Origin of the sequence: Streptomyces sp. NRRL S-37 (genome assembly GCF_000721605.1) — a bacterium.
Classification (GTDB): domain Bacteria; phylum Actinomycetota; class Actinomycetes; order Streptomycetales; family Streptomycetaceae; genus Streptomyces.
The window spans coordinates 136,735-157,856 of sequence record NZ_JOIZ01000019.1 but is presented as its reverse complement, the minus strand read 5'-3'; the positions used below and the strand labels follow the sequence as shown (position 1 = coordinate 157,856).

The window sequence follows — 21,122 nt, the reverse complement described above, 5'->3', positions numbered from 1 at the left end:
GGGGGCACCCGCAGCCGCCCTGGCTTTTACAGGTACTGTCCGGTGTTCGCCACCGTGTCGATGGAGCGTCCGGTGTCGGAGCCCTGCTTTCCGGTGATGAGGGTGCGGATGTAGACGATCCGCTCGCCCTTCTTTCCGGAGATGCGGGCCCAGTCGTCCGGGTTGGTGGTGTTGGGCAGGTCCTCGTTCTCCTTGAACTCGTCCACGCAGGCCTGGAGGAGGTGGGAGACGCGGAGGCCCTTCTGGTTCTTCTCGAGGAAGTCCTTGATCGCCATTTTCTTGGCGCGGCCCACGATGTTTTCGATCATGGCGCCGGAGTTGAAGTCCTTGAAGTAGAGGACTTCCTTGTCGCCGTTGGCGTAGGTGACTTCCAGGAAGCGGTTTTCCTCGGATTCGGCGTACATCTGTTCCACGGCGGTCTGGATCATGCTCTGGACCGTCATGGCCTTGTCGCCTCCGTGCTCGGCGAGGTCGTCGCCGTGCAGGGGGAGGCGTTCGGTGAGATATTTGCCGAAGATGTCCTGGGCCGCTTCGGCGTCCGGGCGTTCGATCTTGATTTTCACGTCCAGGCGGCCGGGCCGCAGGATGGCGGGGTCGATCATGTCCTCGCGGTTGGAGGCGCCGATGACGACCACGTTCTGCAGGCCTTCCACGCCGTCGATCTCGGCGAGGAGCTGGGGGACGATGGTGTTCTCCACGTCCGAGCTGACGCCGGAGCCGCGGGTGCGGAAGAGGGATTCCATCTCGTCGAAGAAGACGATGACGGGGGTGCCCTCGCTGGCCTTCTCCCGGGCTCGCTGGAAGACGAGGCGGATCTGCCGCTCGGTCTCGCCGACGTACTTGTTCAGCAGCTCGGGGCCCTTGATGTTGAGGAAGAAGCTCTTGCCGGCGGCCTGGCCGGTGACCTCGGCGACCTTCTTGGCCAGCGAGTTGGCGACGGCCTTGGCGATGAGCGTCTTGCCGCATCCGGGGGGTCCGTACAGCAGTACGCCCTTGGGCGGCCGCAGTTCGTGCTCCTTGAACAGGTCGGGGTAGAGGTAGGGCAGCTCGACCGCGTCGCGGATGGCTTCGATCTGGCCGCCGAGGCCGCCGATCTGTTCGTAGCCGATGTCGGGGACTTCTTCGAGGACGAGTTCCTCGACCTCGCTCTTGGGGACGACCTCGTAGACGTATCCGGAGCGGGGTTCCATGAGGAGGGCGTCGCCGGGGCGGATGGTGACGTCCAGCAGCGGCTCGGCGAGCCGTACCACCCGTTCCTCGTCGGTGTGCCCGAGCACGAGTGCCCGTTCGCCGTCCTCGAGGATCTCCTTGAGGGTGACGATGTCGCCGACGCGCTCGAATTCCATGGCCTCGACCACGTTGAGCGCTTCGTTGAGCATCACTTCCTGGCCGCGTCGGAGTTCTTCCAGTTCGACGCTGGGACTGACGTTCACCCGGAGTTTGCGGCCGCCGGTGAAGATGTCGGCGGTGCCGTCCTCGTTCGCCGCGAGGAAGACTCCGAAGCCGGCCGGGGGCTGTGCGAGTCGGTCGACCTCCTCCTTGAGGGCCACGATCTGGTCGCGGGCCTCGCGGAGTGTGCCGGCGAGTCGTTCGTTCTGGGCGGACACGCCGGCCAGGTTGGTCTGCAGCTCGACGATCCGCTCTTCGAGAATCCTCGTGTGTCGCGGAGAGTCGGCGAGCTTGCGTCGCAGGACGGCGATCTCCTGCTCAAGGTAGGCAATCTGCCCGGCCGGGTCGTCGGACCCGCGTCCCGGGCGGATGCCGCGGTTCATGTCGTCGTCGTGGGCTGCCACGGTCCTCACCTCCTCCAAGGGGAGCTGGACGCTTCCAGACCCTACCTGGGCGGGTGTCGATTGAAACCCCTAGATCACAAAGACGGTCGGGGTGTGTCCGATCTTCACCCTTGCGCTCTCCCTCACGCCAGGGGAATACCCACCGAAGATGATTGGAATCCAGGCGGGGGTAGGGTCGACGTGTTCAACACCCGTCGGAGCTGGCCGGATTCCCGTTCGGTTCGACGCAGGAAACGGCAGGAGAGATGAGCGTGCGGCAGGAGACCGGAGTCGGTGGCGAGGCCCTGGAGGTCTGGATCGACCAGGACCTGTGTACCGGTGACGGCATCTGCGCCCAGTACGCGCCGGAGGTGTTCGAGCTGGACATCGACGGTCTGGCCTATGTGAAGAGTCCGCAGGACGAGTTGTTGCAGGACAGGGGGGCGGCAACGCCGGTGCCGCTGCCGCTTCTCACGGATGTGGTCGACTCGGCGAAGGAGTGTCCGGGCGAGTGCATCCACGTCCGTCGGGTTTCGGACGGCGTCGAGGTGTACGGGCCGGACGCCGAGTGACCGGTGTGATGCGACGCGTCACGGCTGTCTGATTTATCACACTTAGGGGTGTGTGCCCTGCCGTGCGCCCTCGCGCGGGTCACACGCTCCTGGCGTCGGACGGGGCGGACCGTACGAACGCGCCGTCCTGCCACCGCCATTTCACGTTCTCGTGCACATCGGGGCAGCAACTGGGCACGTCGGCGGAGGAGTAGCCGAAGAGCACGGCGGTGACCTCGCCGTCACGTACGGCGAAGTCGCCGACGTTGGTGCGGTCCTCGGGGCCGGCGAGGGTGGCGACGACGCGTGGTGCCGTGCCGCTCGCGCTCCGGGTGAGGACGTACACGCTGTCGGGCGGGGTGCCCATCGGGGTGTCGCAGTGGACCACGGCCACCGTTTCCGGGCGGCCGTCGCCGTCGAGGTCGCCGGACGCCTTCTTCTTCACCACGGCTTTCACCTTGCCGCAGTCGAGTGGGAACTCGACGGCCGCGGGGTCCGGCGGGGTGATGTGCGCCGGGGCGCTCTTCGTGTGCGGTCCGGGCGGCGGGGCCGCGGTGGCGGCGTCGGGCCCCAGGACCGGGGAGAGGGCCACGACACCGGCGAGGGCCGTGGCGGTGGCGACCCAGTGGATGGGCCGGGTGTGCGTGTGGGCGAGCTCCGGGACGGCGGATGGCTGCACGAGGAGTGTCTCCTGTGAGGGCTGTGCCGGTGGGGGTGGCCAGCATCGTGCCACACGTCACAGTGGGGAGGGAACGGCGGGGGTGTGCGCTTCCGGTGCAGGGCGGGAAGGGTTTCGTCCTCCGTGCCGTCGGCCGGGTCGTCGGGTCAACGTGAGGACGCCGTGGCGCAGTTCCGGGCGGTTGCCGGGAACTGCGCCACGGCGCCTGTTCGTTGTGGGGGTGGCGGGCCGCGTCAGCGGGCGGTGCCTCCGTCGGCGTTGGGGCCGGCGTAGTCCTCGCCGTAGGCGCCCTTGGCGGGGCGGCGGCGGCGCATGGGCGGCTCGACGCCGTCGGCGAGGCGGCGGGCGGTGAGGAGGAAGCCGGTGTGGCCGATCATCCGGTGGTCGGGGCGGACGGCCAGGCCCTCGATGTGCCAGTTGCGGATCATCGTCTCCCAGGAGGTCGGCTCGTTGAAGCAGCCGATCTCGCGGATGGACTCGACGGTCCGGGCGAGCTGGGTGGTGGTGGCGACGTAGCAGCAGAGGATGCCGCCGGGGACGAGCGCCTTGGAGACGGCCTCCAGGCACTCCCAGGGGGCGAGCATGTCGAGGATGACGCGGTCGACGTCGGTGTCGGACAGGTTGTCCTGGAGGTCGCCGACGGTGAGCTGCCAGGCGGGGTGCGGGCCGCCGAAGTAGCGCTCGACGTTCTGCCGGGCGATGTCGGCGAAGTCCTCGCGGCGCTCGTAGGAGTGCAGCATGCCCTGGTCGCCGATGGCGCGCAGCAGGAAGCTGCTGAGCGAGCCGGAGCCGACGCCGGCCTCGACGACGCGCGCGCCGGGGAAGATGTCGGCGAAGGCGAGGATCTGCCCCGCGTCCTTGGGGTAGACGACGGCTGCCCCTCGGGGCATGGACAGGACGTAGTCGGGGAGCAGGGGGCGCAGCGCGAGGTAGGCGACGTTCCCGGTGGTGCGGACAACGCTGCCCTCGGGAGCGCCGATCAGTTCGTCGTGGGGGAAGGAACCCTTGTGGGTGTGGAAGTTCTTCCCGGCCTCGAGCGTGAACGTGTAGTGGCGGCCCTTGGGGTCGGTCAGCTGAACCTGGTCCCCGACCTTGAAGGGCCCGCGCCTGCGGGCGGCACCGGTCGGTTCGGACATGTGAACAGCCTACCCGTCCCGGGAGGGGGCGCCGACCACGGCGGGTGCGGGCGGGAGGTTCAGCTGGGCCGTGCCATCGCCTTTACGAAGGCGCGTTCGACGTCGGCGGCGGACAGGACGCCGTAGATCTCGCCGCTGTCCTCGACGACCAGGTACTCGGTGGCGGGGGTGGCGCGCAGGGCGTCCAGGAGGTCCTCTCCGGCGAGCTCGGCGGAGACGTGCATGCCGTCGGTGAGGTCCTGGGCGAGTCCGCCGACGGGTACCCAGGGGCGGCGGTGTTCGGGTACGCCGACGATGGCGGCCTCGCGGACCAGGGAGAGGGGGACGCCGTCGGGGTCGACGACGACCAGGGCGCGGGCGCCGGCGGCGTTGGCCCGGCGGAGGGCCTCGGAGAGGGGGGTGTCGGTCTCGACGGGCACCGCGCGGCGGGTGAGGTTGCGGGCGCGCAGTTCTGGGAGGTGTTCGCGCAGCCGGGCCATGCGCAGGCTGTTGCCGGCGCCGGTCCAGATGATCGCGGCGAGGATGGCGGCGAGCAGGGCGTCCAGGACGGTGTCCATGCCCACGTTGTCCACGGCGTCGGAGCCGAGGGCGCCGGACTGGGTGAGCAGGGGGAGGCCGATCAGGACGGCGACGGCGAGGGCGCGGCCGACCCAGGCGGCGGCGATGGTGCCGGTCATGGGTGTGCCGCTGATCGCCCAGACGACGGCGCGGAGCATGCGGCCGCCGTCCAGGGGGAGGCCGGGCAGGAGGTTGAAGACGGCGACGATGAGGTTGGAGACCATCAGGCCGGCCAGCAGGACGCCGGGGACGCTGCTGGGGTCGACGGCCAGCAGTCCGAGGTAGAAGAGGCCGGACAGGACGAGGGAGAGCAGGGGGCCGACGAAGGCCAGCACGAATTCGCGGCCGGGGGTCTCGGCCTCTTTCTCGATCTCGGAGACGCCGCCGAAGAACTGGAGCTGGATGCGGCGTACCGGGAGTTCGAAGCGGAGGGCGGCGAGGGTGTGGGCGAGTTCGTGGACCAGGACGGAGGCGTAGAAGGCGACCGCGAAGAACAGGGAGACGAGGTAGCTGGCGGCGCCGAGTTCGGGCAGTACGCGGTCGATCTGTCCGCCGAAGACCCAGGTGATGAGGATGGCGACGAGGAACCAGCTGGGTGCCACGTACACGGGCACTCCGAAGGGGCGTCCCATCAGCAGCCCGCCCCGCTGTTTCTCCTGCGGCCGCTGTGGCGGCTTCGCCTGTCCGGCACCGGAGTGAGCCGGCGTCCGTCCTCCGCCGCGTTCGCCGCCGGGGCCGCCCGCGGGTGCGGGGGGTTCGCCGGGCCCGGCTCCCGGGGACCTCGGCTCCACGGGAGCGTCGGCAGGTGCCTGGGGGCCGGTGCCAAGGCGGCTGTGGAGCTGTTCGCCGCCGGGGCCGCCCGCGGGTGCGGGGGATTCGTCGGATGGGGTGTCCGAGGGGTGCGGGTGTGCGTCGGCGGGGCGGTCCGTGGGCGTGGAGTCCGCGGCCGGGGGCCCGGGGTGCTCGGGCCCGTGGGCGGAGGGCTCGGGGGCCGGGGGTCGAGGGCCCGTGTGGTCGGGCGACTCGTCGTTGCCGGGTCGCGGCTGTCCGCGCCCGCCGCTTACGTCCACCGGTGTCCCCTCGTTCGCTGCGTCTCCCGCGCCTGCCGGACGGGAGGATCTCGTGTCGATGGTATGCGGCCTGCGCCGGGCGTTCCGCCCCGGCACCCTGTCTCTTCCCCTCCTTCCCCTTCCCTCCCCGTCGTCACGCATGGCACCCGCGGCCGTCGGCGTACGCGCTGTCGGTGGCGGGCCGTAAGGTCTGTGGGCATGGAGACGAGCATCGAGGGCGAGGAGCGGGCCGACGGCGGCGGCCCAGGCACCGTGGGCGTACGCGTGGGCACGGCCGCCGCCATACCGCCTGCGTCGCTGTCGCCTTCGCGTGCGAGTGACTTCATGCAGTGTCCGCTGCTGTACCGGTTCCGGGTGATCGACCGGCTGCCGGAGAAGCCGAGCGAGGCGGCGACCAGGGGCACGCTGGTGCACGCGGTGCTGGAGCGGCTCTTCGACGCCCCGGCCGCCGACCGCACCGTGCCCCGGGCGAAGTCGCTGGTCCCGGGGCAGTGGGACCGGCTGCGCGAGAGCAGGCCGGAGGTCATGGAGCTGTTCGCCGACGATCCGGAGGGCGAGCGGCTGGCGCGCTGGCTGGCGGAGGCGGAGAGGCTGGTCGAGCGGTGGTTCTCGCTGGAGGATCCGAGCCGGCTGGAGCCCGCCGAGCGGGAGCTGTTCGTCGAGGCGGAGCTGGACTCCGGGCTGAGGCTGCGCGGCATCATCGACCGGGTGGACGTCGCGCCCACCGGCGAGGTGCGGATCGTCGACTACAAGACGGGCAAGGCGCCCCGGCCGGAGTACGCCGAGGGCGCGCTGTTCCAGATGAAGTTCTACGCCCTGGTGGTGTGGCGGCTGAAGAAGGTGATCCCGCGTCGGCTCCAGCTGGTGTACCTCGGCAGTGGTGACGTGGTGACCTACGATCCCGTGCTCGCGGATCTGGAGCGGGTGGAGCGCAAGCTGATCGCGTTGTGGGACGCGATCCGGCTGGCGACCGAGACGGGGGTCTGGCGTCCGCGTCCGACGAAGCTGTGCGGCTGGTGCGACCACCAGGCGCACTGTCCGGAGTTCGGCGGCACTCCCCCGCCGTACCCCCTGCCGGTGAGGGCGCCCGAGTCCGGCGGGGTCCGGCAGGGCAGAATGGGGCCGGACTAGCGAAGGAGACTTACGTGGCCATCCGCGTCCTACTGGTCGACGACCAGCCGCTGCTGCGCACCGGGTTCCGGATGATTCTGGAGGCCGAGCAGGACATCGCGGTCGTCGGCGAGGCCGGAGACGGCCTCCAGGCTTTGGACCAGGTGCGGGCGCTGCAGCCCGATGTGGTGCTGATGGACATCCGCATGCCGCGGATGGACGGGGTGGAGGCGACCCGGCAGATCACCGGGCCCGAGCGGGACGGGCCGGCGAAGGTGCTGGTGCTGACGACGTTCGATCTCGACGAGTACGTGGTGGAGGCGCTGAGGGCGGGGGCCAGCGGCTTCCTGTTGAAGGACGCCCCGGCCAACGAGCTGGTGCAGGCGATCCGTGTGGTGGCCGCCGGTGAGGCGATGCTCGCGCCGAGCATCACGCGCCGGCTGCTGGACAAGTACGCCACGCATCTGCCGTCCGGTGACGAGCCGGTGCCGGACACGCTGCACACGCTGACCGAGCGTGAGGTCGAGGTGCTGAAGCTGGTGGCGCGCGGGCTGTCCAACGCGGAGATCGCCGCGGATCTGTTCGTCAGTGAGACCACCGTCAAGACACACGTGGGGCACGTCCTGACCAAGCTGGGGCTGCGCGACCGGGTGCAGGCGGCGGTGTACGCCTACGAGAGCGGGCTGGTGCGCCCCGGCGCGCAGTAGCGCGGTACGGCGAGGGCGCCCTTCCTGGCGGGAAGGGCGCCCTCGTCGTTACGGGTACGGCGTCAGTTCTTGCTCAGTTCCCAGAACCGGAACACGGTGGAGGCGTCGAGGCAGTACTCCAGGCCGTACACGCCGTCCCGGACGACCGCGTACTGCTTGGCCTGCCAGAGCGGGAGGACGGGGATGTCCTCGGCGACGATGTCCTGGATCCGGCCGAACTCCTCGTCGGTGGCGGAGCGGTCGCTCTGGGCGGCCGTGCGCGGGAGGAGCGAGTCGGTGATCGGGCCGGCGTCGTAGTTGTTGTGCAGTACGTTGCCCTTGCCGAAGAAGGGGCCGGTGAAGTTGTCGGCGTCCGGGTAGTCGGGCACCCAGCCCTTGACGTAGACGCCGTACTCGCCGGCCGCGATGTCCTTCTCGTACTGGGCGAAGGGGACCGACTTGACGTCGGCGTCGAAGAGTCCGCTGGCGTTGAGCTGTCCGGCGATCGTCTTCAGTTCCTGGTCGGTGGTCGGGCCGTAGCGGGACGGGGTGGACCACAGGGTCAGCCTCACCTTGCCGGTGATGCCCTCCTCCTCCAGTGCGGCGGCGGCCTTGGCCCGGGAGGGGCGGGCGCCGTAGGTGTCGAAGAAGGCGGTGTTGTGGCCGCCGATGCCGGCCGGGACGATCGAGTACAGCGGGCTGGCCGTGCCCTGGTGGACGTCCCGGACGAGGGCATCACGGTCGATCAGATGGGCGATGGCCCGGCGCACGCCGGGTTTCCCGGCGACCGGGTCGTCCATGTTGAAGACCAGGTGCTGGACCTCGGCGCTGCTGCCCTCGACGATCTCGACGCCGCCGGTGCCGTCGTCGGCCCGGTCGATGTCGTTGATGGCCTCGGCGGTGAGGCCGCGGTAGGCGATGTCGACCTGGGCGTCCTGTACGGCCTTCTTCAGGGCGTTCTGGTCGCCGTGGAAGAACTCCAGGGTCACGCCGGAGTTCTTGGTCTCGGCGCTGCCCCGGTAGTGCTCGTTGACGGAGAAGACGGCGCGGTCGTTGGCGAACGAGTCCAGCCGGTACGGGCCGGAGCCGACCGCCTCCCCGTCCTCGCGCAGTCCGTCGGCGTCGTACTCGCGGTGGTCGACGATGGCACCGGCGCCGGACGCGATCTTGCCGGGGAAGGTGGCGTCGGGTGTGTTGAGTTCGAAGACGACCGTCTTCTCGTCAGGGGTGCTGACCTTCTCCAGTGTGGGGAACATGATCGCGGGCCCGGCGGGGTCGTTGATCTTCAGCATGCGGTCGAAGGAGAACTTCACGTCCTTCGAGGTGAGCGGGTCACCGTTGCTGAACTTCAGTCCGTCCCGCAGGGTGCAGCGGTAGACGGTGGTGCCGGTGTCCGCGAAGCCGCAGCTCTCGGCGGCGTCCGGCTGCGGCTCGGTGGCTCCCTTGGGGAAGCCGAGCAGCGACTGGAAGACGTTGTTGAACAGCAGCCAGGAGCCGGGGTCGTAGCCGGAGGCGGGGTCGGTGGCCAGGATGTCCTCGGACATCCCCACCACGATGCCGGAGCCGTCGGCCCCCGTGTCGCCGCTCTCGGCGCCACAACCGGTCAACAGGCCGGAGGCCAGCCCCGCCACGATGGGCAGGACTGGCCACGGGTTACGCAAATTCACGTGCTGTGCCTTGTCGTTCTTGCTGCCCGGATCGCGTCGGCGGTCCGGGGTCGTGCGGTTTCGTCACTCGGTGACGCCGCGCGCGAGCTCCCAGAGCTGGAGAGACGAGGAGGAGTTGATCGCGTAAGCGGTACCGGTGACGCCATCGCGTGCGGCGATGTACTGCTTACCCTGCCACAGCGGGATCAGCGGGACCTCGGTGGCGACGATGTTCTGGATCTCCGCGAGGCTGTCGGAGGCGGACAGCCGGTCGGCCTGGCGGCGCGACTCCGGGATCAGATCGTTGATGATCTTGGGGTTGGCGTAGGGGGAGCTGAGGAAGTTGTCCTCGCCGAGGAAGGGGGCGGTGAAGGCGTCGGCGTCCGGGTAGTCGGGGAACCAGCCCATGCCGTAGACGTCGTACTTCTCGTTCTGAGCGGCGGTCTTGAACTTGTTCCAGGTCTCGCTCTCGATGTCGGTGTCGAACAGACCGCTGTCGTTGAGCTGCTTGCTCAGCTGCTCGAACTCCGTCTTGGCGGCGGGGCCGTAGTGGTCGTTCGTGTAGTGCAGCGTCAGCTTCACCGGGGTGCTGACGCCGGCCTCCTCCAGCGCCTTGCGGGCCTTGGCCACACTCGGGTCGCCGTACGTGTTGAAGAACGCGTTGGTGTGCCCGGTGACGCCGGCGGGGACCAGCGAGAACAGCGGCTCGGCCTGGGAGCCGTAGACGTTGCCGATCAGCTCGCTGCGGTTGATGACCTGGGCCATCGCCTGGCGGACGGCCTTGTCCTTCACGGTGGGGGCCTCGGTGTTGAACGCCAGGTACCGGATCTCCAGACCGGGCGACTCGACCAGCTCGATCTCGTCGTCGGTGGCGTTGCCGAGTTCTTCGATCTGCTCCGGCGACATGGTGCGGGTCGCCATGTCGATGTCGCCCTTCTCCAGCGCCGCGACCATGGCCTCGGAGCTGTCGTAGGAGACCATCTCGACCTTGTCGTTCTTCACCTCCAGCGCGCCCTTGTAGGAGGGGTTCTTGGTGAAGGTGGCGCTGACCAGCGTGTCGCCCTCGACCTTGCCCTCGAAGGTGTACGGGCCGGAGCCGTCGACCTCGAAGCCCTCGCGCAGCGCGCCCTTGTCGTAGGAGTCCGCGTTGACGATGCCGGCGACCGGGGTGGACAGCTTGTAGGGGAAGGTGGCGTCGGCGCTCTTGAGGTGGAAGATCACCTCGCGGTCGCCCTGCGTCTCGACGGTGTCGATGATGGACAGCAGCGCGAAGACACCGCTGTCGCCCTCGAGGGAGAGGGCGCGCTCGATGGAGAACTTCACGTCCTTGGCGGTGATCGCCTCGCCGTTCGAGAACTTCAGACCGTCGCGCAGGGTGCAGCTGTAGCGCTCGTTGCCGGCGTCGGTGAATCCGCAGGACTCGGCCGCCTCGGGCACCGGCTCGCCGTCGCCCCGGGGCTGGACCATCAGGGTCTGCACGGTCTGCCGCAGGATGTTCCAGCTGCCGACGTCATAGGCCCAGGCCGGGTCGAGGGGCGCGGGGCCGTCCTCCTTGGATGCGGTGAACCGGTCCGTGGTGCCTACGACGATCGCTTCGCCGTCTCCGCTCCCGCCCTCGCTGTCGCCACAGGCGGCGAGCACCGGGGCGAGCAGGCCCATCGCGGCCGCCAGCACCAAAGTCTTGCGGTTCATGCTCGAGTTTCTCCAGGACTGTCGACTCCGTGTATCCGGCATACGGGGGTTGTCGCAGCGGAACACGGGGATGGGGGCGAGGTTCTCGCGATGACATTAGTCCGCGCCCGCAGGAGGGTTCACAGCCCCCGGAGTTGGGGGCACATCACGCAGTGAAACCGGGTGTGAACGCACCGGTAAAGGTGACCGGGGAATGATTGGTGCAGCTTCTCATGAATCAGGACACAAGGGCGTAGCGGCGACTTCCGAAATGGTGCGGAAGGCACAGGAGGACATCGTTGTCGACCCCCCTTCATGTGGCGAACCTCACATGTGAAAACGGGCTCGCCGGTACTGGAATTCGGCCACCGGCAAGCGGGGCGAATTCTTCGGGCCCGGGTGTCCGGGCCCGGGAAGCCGAGCGGCGGGAATTCCGGCGGTAACACCGCTGCGCTGGGTGAACGCCTAGCGCATTTCCGTCATCAGCCCGCGCAGGAATGCCAGGTCCACGACTTCCAGGGAGGGTACGACCGTCCGCCGGGCGGCGGGCACGATCGGGCCCACCGAGGGCACCGCGACGACCTGGCAGCCCGCCGCCTCCGCGGCGGCGACACCGGTCACGGTGTCCTCGACGACGGCGCATCGCACGGGGTCCACGCCGAGCCCGGCGGCGGCCGCGAGGTACGGGTCGGGGTGCGGCTTGGTGCGCGGGACCTCGTCGCCGGCGACCGACAGCGCGAAGTGGTGGGGGCCCAGCGTCTTCAGCACCCGGTCGATGATGCGCCGGTGGGAGGCGGAGACGAGCGCCGTGGGGATCTCGTGCTCGGACAGTTCGGCGAGCAGTCGCGCGGCGCCCGGCATCAGCGGCAGGGCGTGGTCGATACGGTCCTCGAAGCCGTCGTTGAGCAGCACCGTCAGCTCGGGCAGGCCGATGTCGGCGCCGGTGGCCTCGATGAGGAACCCCGCGCTGCGGGTCATGGGGCCGCCGACCACGACATGGCGCCAGGAGTCGTCCAGGGTGTGGCCGAGGGAGGCGAAGACCTCGACCTCGACGTCCCACCAGAAGCCCTCGGTGTCCACCAGGGTGCCGTCCATGTCGAGGAGGACGGCCTGCAGGGCCGAACCCTCGGCCGTCTGGGTTCCGAGCGCGGGGACCGTACTGGTCATCCGCGTACCTCCTTCACAGGGACGACCAGGCCGGTTCCCACGGGGGAACCGGCCTGCGGTGGACCGACCAGTGTACGTCGTGTGTGCGCGGAACGCCCGGTGCGGCTCCTGGTGCCTCAGCGGGCGTTGAAGTACTTGGCCTCCGGGTGGTGGATGACGATGGCGTCCGTGGACTGCTCGGGGTGGAGCTGGAACTCCTCGGACAGGTGCACGCCGATGCGCTCGGGTTCGAGCAGGGCGGCGATCTTGGCGCGGTCCTCCAGGTCGGGGCAGGCGCCGTAGCCGAGGGAGAAGCGGGCGCCCCGGTACTTCAGGGCGAACATGTCCTCCATCGCGGCCGGGTCCTCGTGCGCGAAGCCGAGTTCGGAGCGCACGCGCGCGTGCCAGTACTCGGCGAGGGCCTCCGCGAGCTGTACGGAGAGCCCGTGCAGCTCCAGGTAGTCGCGGTAGGCGTTGGCCTCGAACATCCGGGCGGTCTCCTCGCCGATCCTCGAGCCGACGGTGACCACCTGGAGGCCGACCACGTCGGTCTCGCCGGACTCCTCCGGGCGGAAGAAGTCCGCCAGGCACAGCCGGCGGCCGCGGCGCTGGCGCGGGAAGGTGAAGCGGGTGCGCTCGTTGCCCTGCTCGTCCAGGATGATCAGGTCGTCGTCCTTGGAGACGCACGGGAAGTAGCCGTGGACCACGGCCGCCTCCAGCAGGTTCTCCGTCTGGAGCCGGTCGAGCAGTCCGCGCAGCCTGGGCCGGCCCTCGGTCTCGGCCAGCTCCTCGTAGGTCGGCCCGTCGCCGGTGCGGGCCTGCTTCAGGCCCCACTGGCCCTTGAACAGGGCGCCCTCGTCGAGCCAGCTCGCGTACTCCTTGAGCTGGATGCCCTTGACGACGCGGGTGCCCCAGAAGGGCGGGGTGGGGACCGGGTTGTCGGTGGCGACGTCGGAGCGGACGTGCCCTTCCTCGGGCCGTTCCTCGATCTCCACGGTGGCCGCGCGGACCCGGCGCTGCTTCAGCTCGGGCAGCTTCGCGCCGGGCACGCCACGCTTGATGCCGATGAGGGCGTCCATCAGGCGCAGGCCCTCGAAGGCGTCGCGGGCGTAGCGGACCTCGCCCTGGTAGATCTCGTGCAGGTCCTGTTCGACGTAGGCGCGGGTGAGGGCGGCGCCGCCGAGGATCACCGGGTAGTCGGCGGCCAGGCCGCGGGTGTTGAGCTCCTCCAGGTTCTCCTTCATGATCACCGTGGATTTCACCAGCAGCCCGGACATGCCGATGACGTCGGCCTTGTGCTCGTCGGCGGCGTCCAGGATCGCGGAGACCGGCTGCTTGATGCCCAGGTTGACCACGTTGTAGCCGTTGTTCGACAGGATGATGTCAACCAGGTTCTTGCCGATGTCGTGCACGTCGCCGCGGACGGTGGCCAGCACGATGGTGCCCTTGCCGGCCTCGTCGGTCTTCTCCATGTGCGGCTCGAGGTGCGCGACGGCCGTCTTCATCACCTCGGCGGACTGGAGCACGAACGGCAGCTGCATCTGGCCGGAGCCGAACAGCTCGCCGACCACCTTCATGCCGTCCAGGAGGGTGTCGTTGACGATGTCGAGGGCCTTGCGGGTCCGGAGGGCCTCGTCCAGGTCGGCCTCCAGGCCGTTCTTCTCGCCGTCGATGATGCGGCGCTTGAGGCGCTCCTCCAGGGGCAGCGCGGCCAGTTCCCCGGCCTTGTCGGCCTTGAGGGATTTGGCGGTGGCGCCCTCGAAGAGCGCCATCAGCCTCTGGAGCGGGTCGTAGCCCTCGCGGCGCCGGTCGTAGATGAGGTCGAGGGCCGTGGTGACCTCTTCCTCGCTGAAGCGGGCGATGGGCAGGATCTTCGACGCGTGGACGATCGCCGAGTCCAGGCCGGCCTTGACGCACTCGTCGAGGAAGACCGAGTTCAGCAGGATGCGGGCGGCCGGGTTGAGGCCGAAGGAGATGTTCGACAGACCCAGCGTGGTCTGCACCTCGGGGTGGCGCTTCTTCAGCTCGCGGATGCCCTCGATGGTGGCCAGGCCGTCCTTGCGGGACTCCTCCTGGCCGGTGCAGATGGTGAAGGTCAGACAGTCGACGAGGATGTCCTCCTCGCGGATGCCCCAGTTGCCGGTCAGGTCGTCGATCAGCCGCTCGGCGATCTCGACCTTCTTCTCGGCGGTACGGGCCTGGCCCTCCTCGTCGATGGTGAGCGCGATCAGGGCGGCGCCGTGCTCCTTGGCGAGCTGGGTGACCTTGGCGAACCGGGACTCGGGTCCGTCGCCGTCCTCGTAGTTCACCGAGTTGATCACCGCGCGGCCGCCGAGTTTCTCCAGGCCGGCCCGGATGACGTCGACCTCGGTGGAGTCCAGGACGATGGGGAGGGTGGAGGCGGTGGCGAAGCGTCCGGCCAGTTCCTCCATGTCGGCGACGCCGTCGCGGCCCACGTAGTCCACGCACAGGTCCAGCATGTGCGCGCCCTCGCGGATCTGCTCGCGGGCCATCTCCACGCAGTTGTCCCAGCGGCCCTCGAGCATCGCCTCGCGGAACTTCTTCGATCCGTTGGCGTTCGTCCGCTCGCCGATCGCCAGGTAGGAGGTGTCCTGGCGGAAGGGGACGGTCTGGTAGAGAGAGGCCGCGCCGGGCTCCGGGCGCGGGTCGCGCTCCGCCGGGGCGAGGCCGTGCACGCGCTCCACGAGCTGCCGCAGGTGCTCGGGCGTGGTGCCGCAGCAGCCGCCCACCAGGGACAGGCCGTAGTCGCGGACGAAGTTCTCCTGGGCGTCCGCGAGCTCTGCCGGGGACAGCGGGTAGCGGGCGCCGTCCTTGGTGAGTTCGGGCAGGCCGGCGTTGGGCATGCAGGACAGCCGGGCGCGGGAGTGGCGGGCCAGGTGGCGCAGGTGCTCGCTCATCTCGGCCGGGCCGGTGGCGCAGTTCAGGCCGATCATGTCGATGCCCAGCGGTTCCAGCGCGGTGAGGGCGGCGCCGATCTCGGAGCCGAGGAGCATGGTGCCGGTGGTCTCGACCGTGACCGACACGATCAGCGGGACCTCGAACCCGGCGGTCTCCATCGCGCGGCGGGCGGCGATCACGGAGGCCTTGGTCTGCAGCAGGTCCTGGGTCGTCTCCACCAGCAGCGCGTCCGCGCCGCCGGCGAGGAGGCCCTCGGCGTTGCGCTGGTAGGCGTCCCGGATGGCGGTGAAGGTGGTGTGGCCGAGGGTGGGCAGCTTGGTGCCGGGTCCCATGGAGCCCAGGACCCAGCGGGTGCGGCCGTCCCGTGCGGCGTACTCGTCGGCCGTCTCGCGGGCGATGCGGGCGCCCGCCTCGGACAGCTCGGTGACGCGCTCCGAAATGTCGTACTCGCCGAGGGCGGTGAGGTTGGCGCCGAAGGTGTTCGTCTCGACGCAGTCGACCCCGGCGTCGAAGTACTCGGAGTGGACCGAACGGACGATGTCCGGGCGCGTCAGGTTCAGGATCTCGTTGCAGCCCTCGAGGTTCTGGAAGTCCTCGAGCGTGGGGTCCTGGGCCTGGAGCATGGTGCCCATGGCTCCGTCGGCGACCACCACCCGGGTGGCGAGCGCCTCGCGGAGGGCGGACACACGGGTCCGGCTGTCGGCGGAAGGGGTCTGCGGCAACGAGGCCATGAAAGGGGCTCCCTCTGGGTGCGACGGCTGTCGGCTTTGCGGCTGCCGGGAATCCCCTCACGGAGCGTCCCCGGCTGGGCGCACCACGCCAGGGTATCCGGGACCGCTCCCTGATGTTCAGGGCGTCCACGGGGCGGACGATGATGGCCGACAACCGACGCATGGGGTACGGGTGGCGGAACCGATCACGACCGACCATTGGCGAGAGGTCGGCATCGACCGGTAGTGTTCGACAATGCCGAACGGCGGCAGCGGCGCGTCGTGGGTAGGCGGCCGAAGGGGACGGAGGCAGTACGGCGATGGCACGGAACATCCAGTCGCTCGAACGGGCGGCGGCGATGCTGCGCCTGCTGGCGGGCGGCGAGCGACGGCTCGGCCTGTCGGACATCGCCTCGTCGCTGGGCCTCGCCAAGGGCACCGCCCACGGCATCCTGCGTACCCTTCAGCAGGAGGGGTTCGTCGAGCAGGACGACGCCTCCGGGCGCTACCAGCTGGGCGCCGAGCTGCTGCGCCTGGGCACCACCTATCTCGACGTGCACGAGCTGCGGGCGCGCGCCCTGGTGTGGACGGACGACCTGGCCCGCTCCAGCGGCGAGAGCGTCTACCTCGGCGTGCTGCACCAGCAGGGCGTGCTGATCGTGCACCACGTCTTCCGGCCGGACGACAGCCGGCAGGTCCTGGAGATAGGGGCCATGCAGCCGCTGCACTCCACGGCCCTGGGGAAGGTGCTGTCGGCCTACGACCCGGTGGCGCACAGCGAGGCCCTGGAGGCCGACCGCAAGGCCTTCACCGACCGCACGGTGTGCGACCCGGACGACTTCGAGCGCGTCCTGGACCTCACCCGCGCGCGCGGCTACGCGGCGGACGTGGAGGAGACCTGGGAGGGTGTCGCCGCCGTCGCCGCCCCCATCCACGACCGGCGGCGCATGCCGGTGGGCGCGGTGGGCATCACGGGGGCGGTGGAGCGGCTGCGCCGGGACGGCGAGCTGCGGCCCGAGCTGATCGCGGCGGTACGGGACTGCGCCCGCGCGGTGTCGCGGGACCTGGGCGCCGGGCGGTTCTGAGCGGAACACACGGGAGGCCGGGACGCCGTAGTGCGTCCCGGCCTCCCGTCGTGCCCCGGGGCGGACAGACCGGGCGCGAGTCGGCGCAACCGCCGCGAAGATCGACAACTCGGGACGCTCCATAACGATCGCGTTTTCGACAACCAAACTCTTGACGCCCGCGAGGTGCCGGGAAAGACTCCCGTCCATCGGTCGGCATTGTCGAACACCTACCGGCAATACGAGTTAGAGTGTGACAACGCCAAGGGCCGGCATCGCTCTCACCCCTGAGGGCGCCAATCCCCGGTGGGACCCGGGGGTCGGCTTCCCTGGACGAAGGACAAAGGAGTCGCGGGTGTCCAGCTCCGACATCTTCATCGGCGAGACCATCGGTACCGCCATACTCATCCTGCTCGGCGGCGGTGTGTGTGCCGCCGTGACGCTGAAGGCCTCCAAGGCCCGTAACGCCGGCTGGCTCGCCATCGCCTTCGGGTGGGGCTTCGCCGTCATGACGGCGGTCTACATCGCCGGACCGCTCTCCGGCGCCCACCTCAACCCGGCCGTCACCGTGGCGCTCGCCCTCAAGGACGGCGAGTGGGGCAATGTCCCGGTCTACTTCGCCGGAGAGTTCCTCGGCGCGATGATCGGCGCGGCTCTGGTCTGGGTGGCCTACTACGGCCAGTTCCTGGCCCACCTCACCGACCAGGAGATCGTCGGCGGCCCGGGCGCGCAGACCACCTCCGCCAAGGCGGTCGAGGCGCAGGAGAAGGGCGCGGGCCCGGTGCTCGGCGTCTTCTCCACCGGCCCGGAGATCCGGCACACGGTGCAGAACCTCGCCACGGAGATCGTCGGCACCTTCGTACTGCTGCTCGCCATCCTCACCCAGGGCCTGAACGACGCCGGCAACGGCCTGGGCGTGCTGGGCGGTCTGATCACGGCGCTCGTCGTCGTCTCGATCGGTCTGTCGCTGGGCGGCCCGACCGGTTACGCCATCAACCCGGCCCGTGACCTCGGCCCGCGCGTCGTGCACGCCCTGCTGCCGCTGCCGAACAAGGGTGGTTCCGACTGGTCCTACGCCTGGATCCCGGTGGTCGGCCCGCTGATCGGCGGTGCCCTCGCGGCCGGCCTCTACAACGTCGCCTTCGCCTAGTCGACCAGGTCGCCGCCAACGGCGAATGTTGTAGAAGCGCCGTACATACAGCCCCGTAACCCAAGGAACCCCAGGAGCACACAGTGACCGACGCCCACACCGCCGGCCCGTTCATCGCCGCCATCGACCAGGGCACCACCTCCTCCCGCTGCATCGTCTTCGACCGCGACGGGCGCATCGTCTCCGTCGACCAGAAGGAGCACGAGCAGATCTTCCCCAAGCCCGGCTGGGTCGAGCACGACGCCACCGAGATCTGGACCAACGTCCAGGAGGTCGTCGCCGGAGCCGTCGAGAAGGCCGGCATCACCCGCGACGACATCAAGGCCATCGGCATCACCAACCAGCGCGAGACCACCGTACTGTGGGACAAGAACACCGGTGAGCCGGTCCACAACGCCATCGTCTGGCAGGACACCCGCACCGACGCCCTCTGCCGCGAGCTCGGCCGCAACGTCGGCCAGGACCGCTTCCGCCGCGAGACCGGCCTGCCCCTGGCCTCCTACTTCGCCGGCCCCAAGGCCCGCTGGCTGCTCGACAACGTCGACGGCCTCAAGGAGCGCGCCGAGGCGGGCGACATCCTCTTCGGCACCATGGACACCTGGGTCATCTGGAACCTGACCGGCGGGGTGAACGGCGGCCACCACGTCACCGACGTCACCAACGCCTCCCGCACCATGCTGATGAACCTGCACACCATGCGGTGGGACGAGAGGATCGCCGAGTCCATCGGCGTCCCGTTGACGATGCTGCCCGAGATCCGCTCCTCCGCCGAGGTCTACGGCGAGATCACCGGCGGCCGGCTGGGCGAGCTGCTCGGCGGCATCCCGGTCGCCTCCGCGCTGGGCGACCAGCAGGCGGCCCTGTTCGGCCAGACCTGCTTCGCCGAGGGCGAGACCAAGTCGACGTACGGCACCGGCACCTTCATGGTGATGAACACCGGCGACAAGATCATCAACTCCTACAGCGGCCTGCTGACCACGGTCGGCTATCAGATCGGCGACCAGAAGCCGGTCTACGCCCTGGAGGGCTCGATCGCCGTCACCGGCTCCCTGGTGCAGTGGATGCGCGACCAGATGGGCCTGATCTCCACCGCCGCCGAGATCGAGACCCTCGCGCTGACCGTCGAGGACAACGGCGGCGCCTACTTCGTGCCGGCCTTCTCCGGCCTGTTCGCCCCGTACTGGCGCTCCGACGCCCGCGGTGTGATCGCCGGCCTCACCCGGTACGTCACCAAGGCGCACCTCGCGCGCGCCGTCCTGGAGGCCACCGCCTGGCAGACCCGTGAGATCGCGGACGCCATGACGAAGGACTCCGGTGTGGAGCTGACCGCCCTCAAGGTCGACGGCGGCATGACCTCCAACAACCTGCTGATGCAGACGCTCTCGGACTTCCTGGACGCCCCCGTGGTACGCCCCATGGTCGCCGAGACCACCTGCCTCGGCGCCGCCTACGCCGCCGGCCTCGCCGTCGGCTTCTGGAACAGCACCGACGACCTGCGCGCCAACTGGCGGCGGGCCGCCGAGTGGACCCCCCGCATGGACGCGGAGACCCGCGACCGTGAGTACAAGAGCTGGCTCAAGGCCGTCGAGCGGACCATGGGCTGGCTCGAGGACGAGGAGTAAGAACCGCCATGACCAGCCAGTCCACCCTGCAGTCCGTGCCTGCCCTGGGGACGCACCCGGCGTCCGGCTCGAACCCGAGCCGCGCCGAGACCCGGGAGCAGCTCTCCAAGGCGTCGTACGACCTCCTCGTGATCGGCGGCGGCATCCTGGGCATCTCCACCGCCTGGCACGCCGCGCAGTCCGGCCTCAGGGTGGCCCTGGTGGACGCCGGCGACTTCGCCGGCGCCACCTCCTCCGCCTCCTCCAAGCTCCTCCACGGGGGCTTGCGCTACCTGCAGACCGGCGCGGTGAAGCTGGTGGCGGAGAACCACTTCGAGCGCCGTGCGGTCTCCCGCCAGGTGGCCCCCCACCTGGCGAACCCGCTCACGTTCTACCTCCCCGTGTACAAGGGCGGGCCGCACGGCGCGGCGAAGCTCGGCGCCGGTGTCTTCGCGTACTCGGCGCTGTCCGCCTTCGGCGACGGCGTCGGCCACCTGCTCTCGCCGGCCAAGGCCGCGCAGGACGTGCCGGAGCTGCGCACCGACAACCTCAAGGCCGTGGCCGTGTACGGCGACGACCAGATGAACGACGCGCGCATGGCGCTGATGACGGTCCGCGCGGCCGTCGAGGCGGGCGCGGTCGTCCTCAACCACGCCGAGGTGACGGGTCTGCGCTTCACCCGGGGCCGGGTCACCGGTGCCGAGCTGCGCGACCGGCTCTCCGGCGACGAGTTCGGCGTGAACGCCCGGCTCGTGCTCAACGCGACCGGCCCGTGGGTCGACCACCTGCGCCGCATGGAGGACCCGGACGCCGCGCCGTCCATCAGGCTGTCGAAGGGCGCCCACCTGGTCCTGAAGCGGACCTCCCCGTGGAAGGCCGCGCTGGCCACGCCGATCGACAAGTACCGGATCACCTTCGCCCTCCCCTGGGAGGACATGCTGCTGCTCGGCACCACCGACGAGGAGTTCGAGGGCGACCCGGCGGACGTCGCGGTCACCGAGAAGGACACCGCGCAGATACTCGACGAGGCCGCGTTCTCCATCCGCGACCAGCAGCTCGACCGTGACCTGATCACGTACGCCTTCGCCGGGCTGCGGGTGCTGCCGGGCGGTCCCGGGGACACGGCCAAGGCCAAGCGGGAGACGGTCGTCACCGAGGGCCGGGGCGGGATGCTGTCCGTCGCGGGCGGCAAGTGGACCACCTTCCGCCACATCGGCCGTACGGTGATGCGCAAGCTCCAGGAGCTGCCCGGCCACCCGCTGGGCGACGACTTCGAGCCGGTCGCCTCGCTGCCGAAGAAGCTGCCGCTGCCGGGCGTGGCCAACCCCCGCGCGGTGGCCCACCGGCTGCTGGTCGACGGTCCGGCGCCCGGCCCGCGCATGGCGGCGGACACCGCCAGGCACCTGGCCACCCACTACGGTTCGCTGGCCTTCGACATCGCCCGGCTGGCCAACGAGGACCCGGCGCTCGCCCGGCGCGTCCACCCGGACGCCCCGGAGATCTGGGCGCAGGTCGTCTGGGCCCGGGACCACGAGTGGGCCGAGACGGCGGACGACGTGCTGCGCCGCCGTACGACGCTGACGATCCGGGGCCTGGCCACGGACGAGGTCCGCGCCGACGTGCAGGAGATCCTCGACAAGAAGTGACCCGCCG

General features: G+C 70.0%; 15 protein-coding genes. 7 read left to right on the top strand and 8 right to left on the bottom strand.

Annotated elements, in window-relative coordinates:
- Positions 1 to 26: 26 nt before the first annotated feature.
- Positions 27 to 1,793 (bottom strand): proteasome ATPase, encoded by a 1,767-nt coding sequence (gene arc / locus IH50_RS0126450; RefSeq protein WP_030867310.1) that lies wholly within the window; start codon positions 1,791 to 1,793, stop codon positions 27 to 29.
- Positions 1,794 to 2,038: 245 nt separating this feature from the next.
- Between arc and IH50_RS0126445 the strand changes: the two genes are divergently transcribed.
- Positions 2,039 to 2,344, top strand: coding sequence for a ferredoxin (locus IH50_RS0126445; protein WP_030867307.1), 306 nt, complete (start codon positions 2,039 to 2,041; stop codon positions 2,342 to 2,344).
- Positions 2,345 to 2,423: 79 nt separating this feature from the next.
- Here the strand turns inward: IH50_RS0126445 and IH50_RS0126440 are convergent, their stop codons facing one another.
- From IH50_RS0126440 to IH50_RS38030, 3 genes are all read right to left on the bottom strand, one after another.
- Complete coding sequence (locus IH50_RS0126440) at positions 2,424 to 3,002, bottom strand: hypothetical protein (RefSeq protein ID WP_030867304.1); 579 nt, start codon at positions 3,000 to 3,002, stop codon at positions 2,424 to 2,426.
- A gap of 233 nt (positions 3,003 to 3,235) precedes the next feature.
- A complete protein-coding gene (locus tag IH50_RS0126435) occupies positions 3,236 to 4,138 on the bottom strand; it encodes a tRNA (adenine-N1)-methyltransferase (RefSeq protein WP_030867301.1) in 903 nt (300 codons plus the stop codon).
- 59 nt (positions 4,139 to 4,197) lie between these two features.
- Positions 4,198 to 5,766: a site-2 protease family protein gene (locus IH50_RS38030; RefSeq protein ID WP_030867299.1), complete on the bottom strand. Its 1,569-nt coding sequence runs from the start codon at positions 5,764 to 5,766 to the stop codon at positions 4,198 to 4,200.
- 198 nt (positions 5,767 to 5,964) lie between these two features.
- On the opposite strand from IH50_RS38030, the gene IH50_RS0126425 reads away from it, so the two are divergent.
- A complete protein-coding gene (locus tag IH50_RS0126425) occupies positions 5,965 to 6,897 on the top strand; it encodes a RecB family exonuclease (protein ID WP_030867296.1) in 933 nt (310 codons plus the stop codon).
- A gap of 14 nt (positions 6,898 to 6,911) precedes the next feature.
- Positions 6,912 to 7,583 (top strand): response regulator, encoded by a 672-nt coding sequence (locus IH50_RS0126420; RefSeq protein WP_004990257.1) that lies wholly within the window; start codon positions 6,912 to 6,914, stop codon positions 7,581 to 7,583.
- A 62-nt stretch (positions 7,584 to 7,645) separates the two neighbouring features.
- Here the strand turns inward: IH50_RS0126420 and IH50_RS0126415 are convergent, their stop codons facing one another.
- The 4 genes from IH50_RS0126415 to metH all read right to left on the bottom strand — a co-directional run bounded on the left by IH50_RS0126415 (position 7,646) and on the right by metH (position 15,675).
- Positions 7,646 to 9,229 (bottom strand): ABC transporter substrate-binding protein, encoded by a 1,584-nt coding sequence (locus tag IH50_RS0126415; protein WP_030867290.1) that lies wholly within the window; start codon positions 9,227 to 9,229, stop codon positions 7,646 to 7,648.
- Positions 9,230 to 9,292: 63 nt separating this feature from the next.
- Entirely contained in the window at positions 9,293 to 10,900 is a 1,608-nt protein-coding gene (locus tag IH50_RS0126410) for an ABC transporter substrate-binding protein (protein ID WP_030867286.1), read from the bottom strand.
- Positions 10,901 to 11,344: 444 nt separating this feature from the next.
- Positions 11,345 to 12,046, bottom strand: a complete 702-nt coding sequence (locus IH50_RS0126405) for an HAD family hydrolase (protein ID WP_030867280.1) — start codon at positions 12,044 to 12,046, stop codon at positions 11,345 to 11,347.
- Positions 12,047 to 12,162: 116 nt separating this feature from the next.
- Entirely contained in the window at positions 12,163 to 15,675 is a 3,513-nt protein-coding gene (gene metH, locus IH50_RS0126400) for a methionine synthase (protein ID WP_030867276.1), read from the bottom strand.
- A 299-nt stretch (positions 15,676 to 15,974) separates the two neighbouring features.
- Between metH and IH50_RS0126395 the strand changes: the two genes are divergently transcribed.
- The 4 genes from IH50_RS0126395 (at position 15,975) to IH50_RS0126380 (ending at position 21,115) form a co-directional block, all read left to right on the top strand.
- On the top strand, positions 15,975 to 16,739 hold the full coding sequence (locus IH50_RS0126395; RefSeq protein WP_030867272.1) for an IclR family transcriptional regulator: 765 nt from the start codon (positions 15,975 to 15,977) through the stop codon (positions 16,737 to 16,739).
- Positions 16,740 to 17,073: 334 nt separating this feature from the next.
- Complete coding sequence (locus IH50_RS0126390; protein ID WP_030867269.1) at positions 17,074 to 17,868, top strand: MIP/aquaporin family protein; 795 nt, start codon at positions 17,074 to 17,076, stop codon at positions 17,866 to 17,868.
- 83 nt (positions 17,869 to 17,951) lie between these two features.
- A complete protein-coding gene (gene glpK / locus IH50_RS0126385; RefSeq protein ID WP_030867267.1) occupies positions 17,952 to 19,490 on the top strand; it encodes a glycerol kinase GlpK in 1,539 nt (512 codons plus the stop codon).
- A gap of 8 nt (positions 19,491 to 19,498) precedes the next feature.
- A complete protein-coding gene (locus IH50_RS0126380; RefSeq protein ID WP_030867252.1) occupies positions 19,499 to 21,115 on the top strand; it encodes a glycerol-3-phosphate dehydrogenase/oxidase in 1,617 nt (538 codons plus the stop codon).
- Positions 21,116 to 21,122: the final 7 nt, after the last annotated feature.

Coding starts and splice junctions, on each gene's coding strand:
- IH50_RS0126445 (WP_030867307.1), top strand. CDS start 2,039: ATGAGCGTGCGGCAGGAGACCGGAGTCGGTGGCGAGGCCCTGGAGGTC.
- IH50_RS0126435 (WP_030867301.1), bottom strand. CDS start 4,138: ATGTCCGAACCGACCGGTGCCGCCCGCAGGCGCGGGCCCTTCAAGGTC.
- IH50_RS0126425 (WP_030867296.1), top strand. CDS start 5,965: ATGGAGACGAGCATCGAGGGCGAGGAGCGGGCCGACGGCGGCGGCCCA.
- IH50_RS0126410 (WP_030867286.1), bottom strand. CDS start 10,900: ATGAACCGCAAGACTTTGGTGCTGGCGGCCGCGATGGGCCTGCTCGCC.
- IH50_RS0126405 (WP_030867280.1), bottom strand. CDS start 12,046: ATGACCAGTACGGTCCCCGCGCTCGGAACCCAGACGGCCGAGGGTTCG.
- metH (WP_030867276.1), bottom strand. CDS start 15,675: ATGGCCTCGTTGCCGCAGACCCCTTCCGCCGACAGCCGGACCCGTGTG.
- IH50_RS0126395 (WP_030867272.1), top strand. CDS start 15,975: ATGGCACGGAACATCCAGTCGCTCGAACGGGCGGCGGCGATGCTGCGC.
- IH50_RS0126380 (WP_030867252.1), top strand. CDS start 19,499: ATGACCAGCCAGTCCACCCTGCAGTCCGTGCCTGCCCTGGGGACGCAC.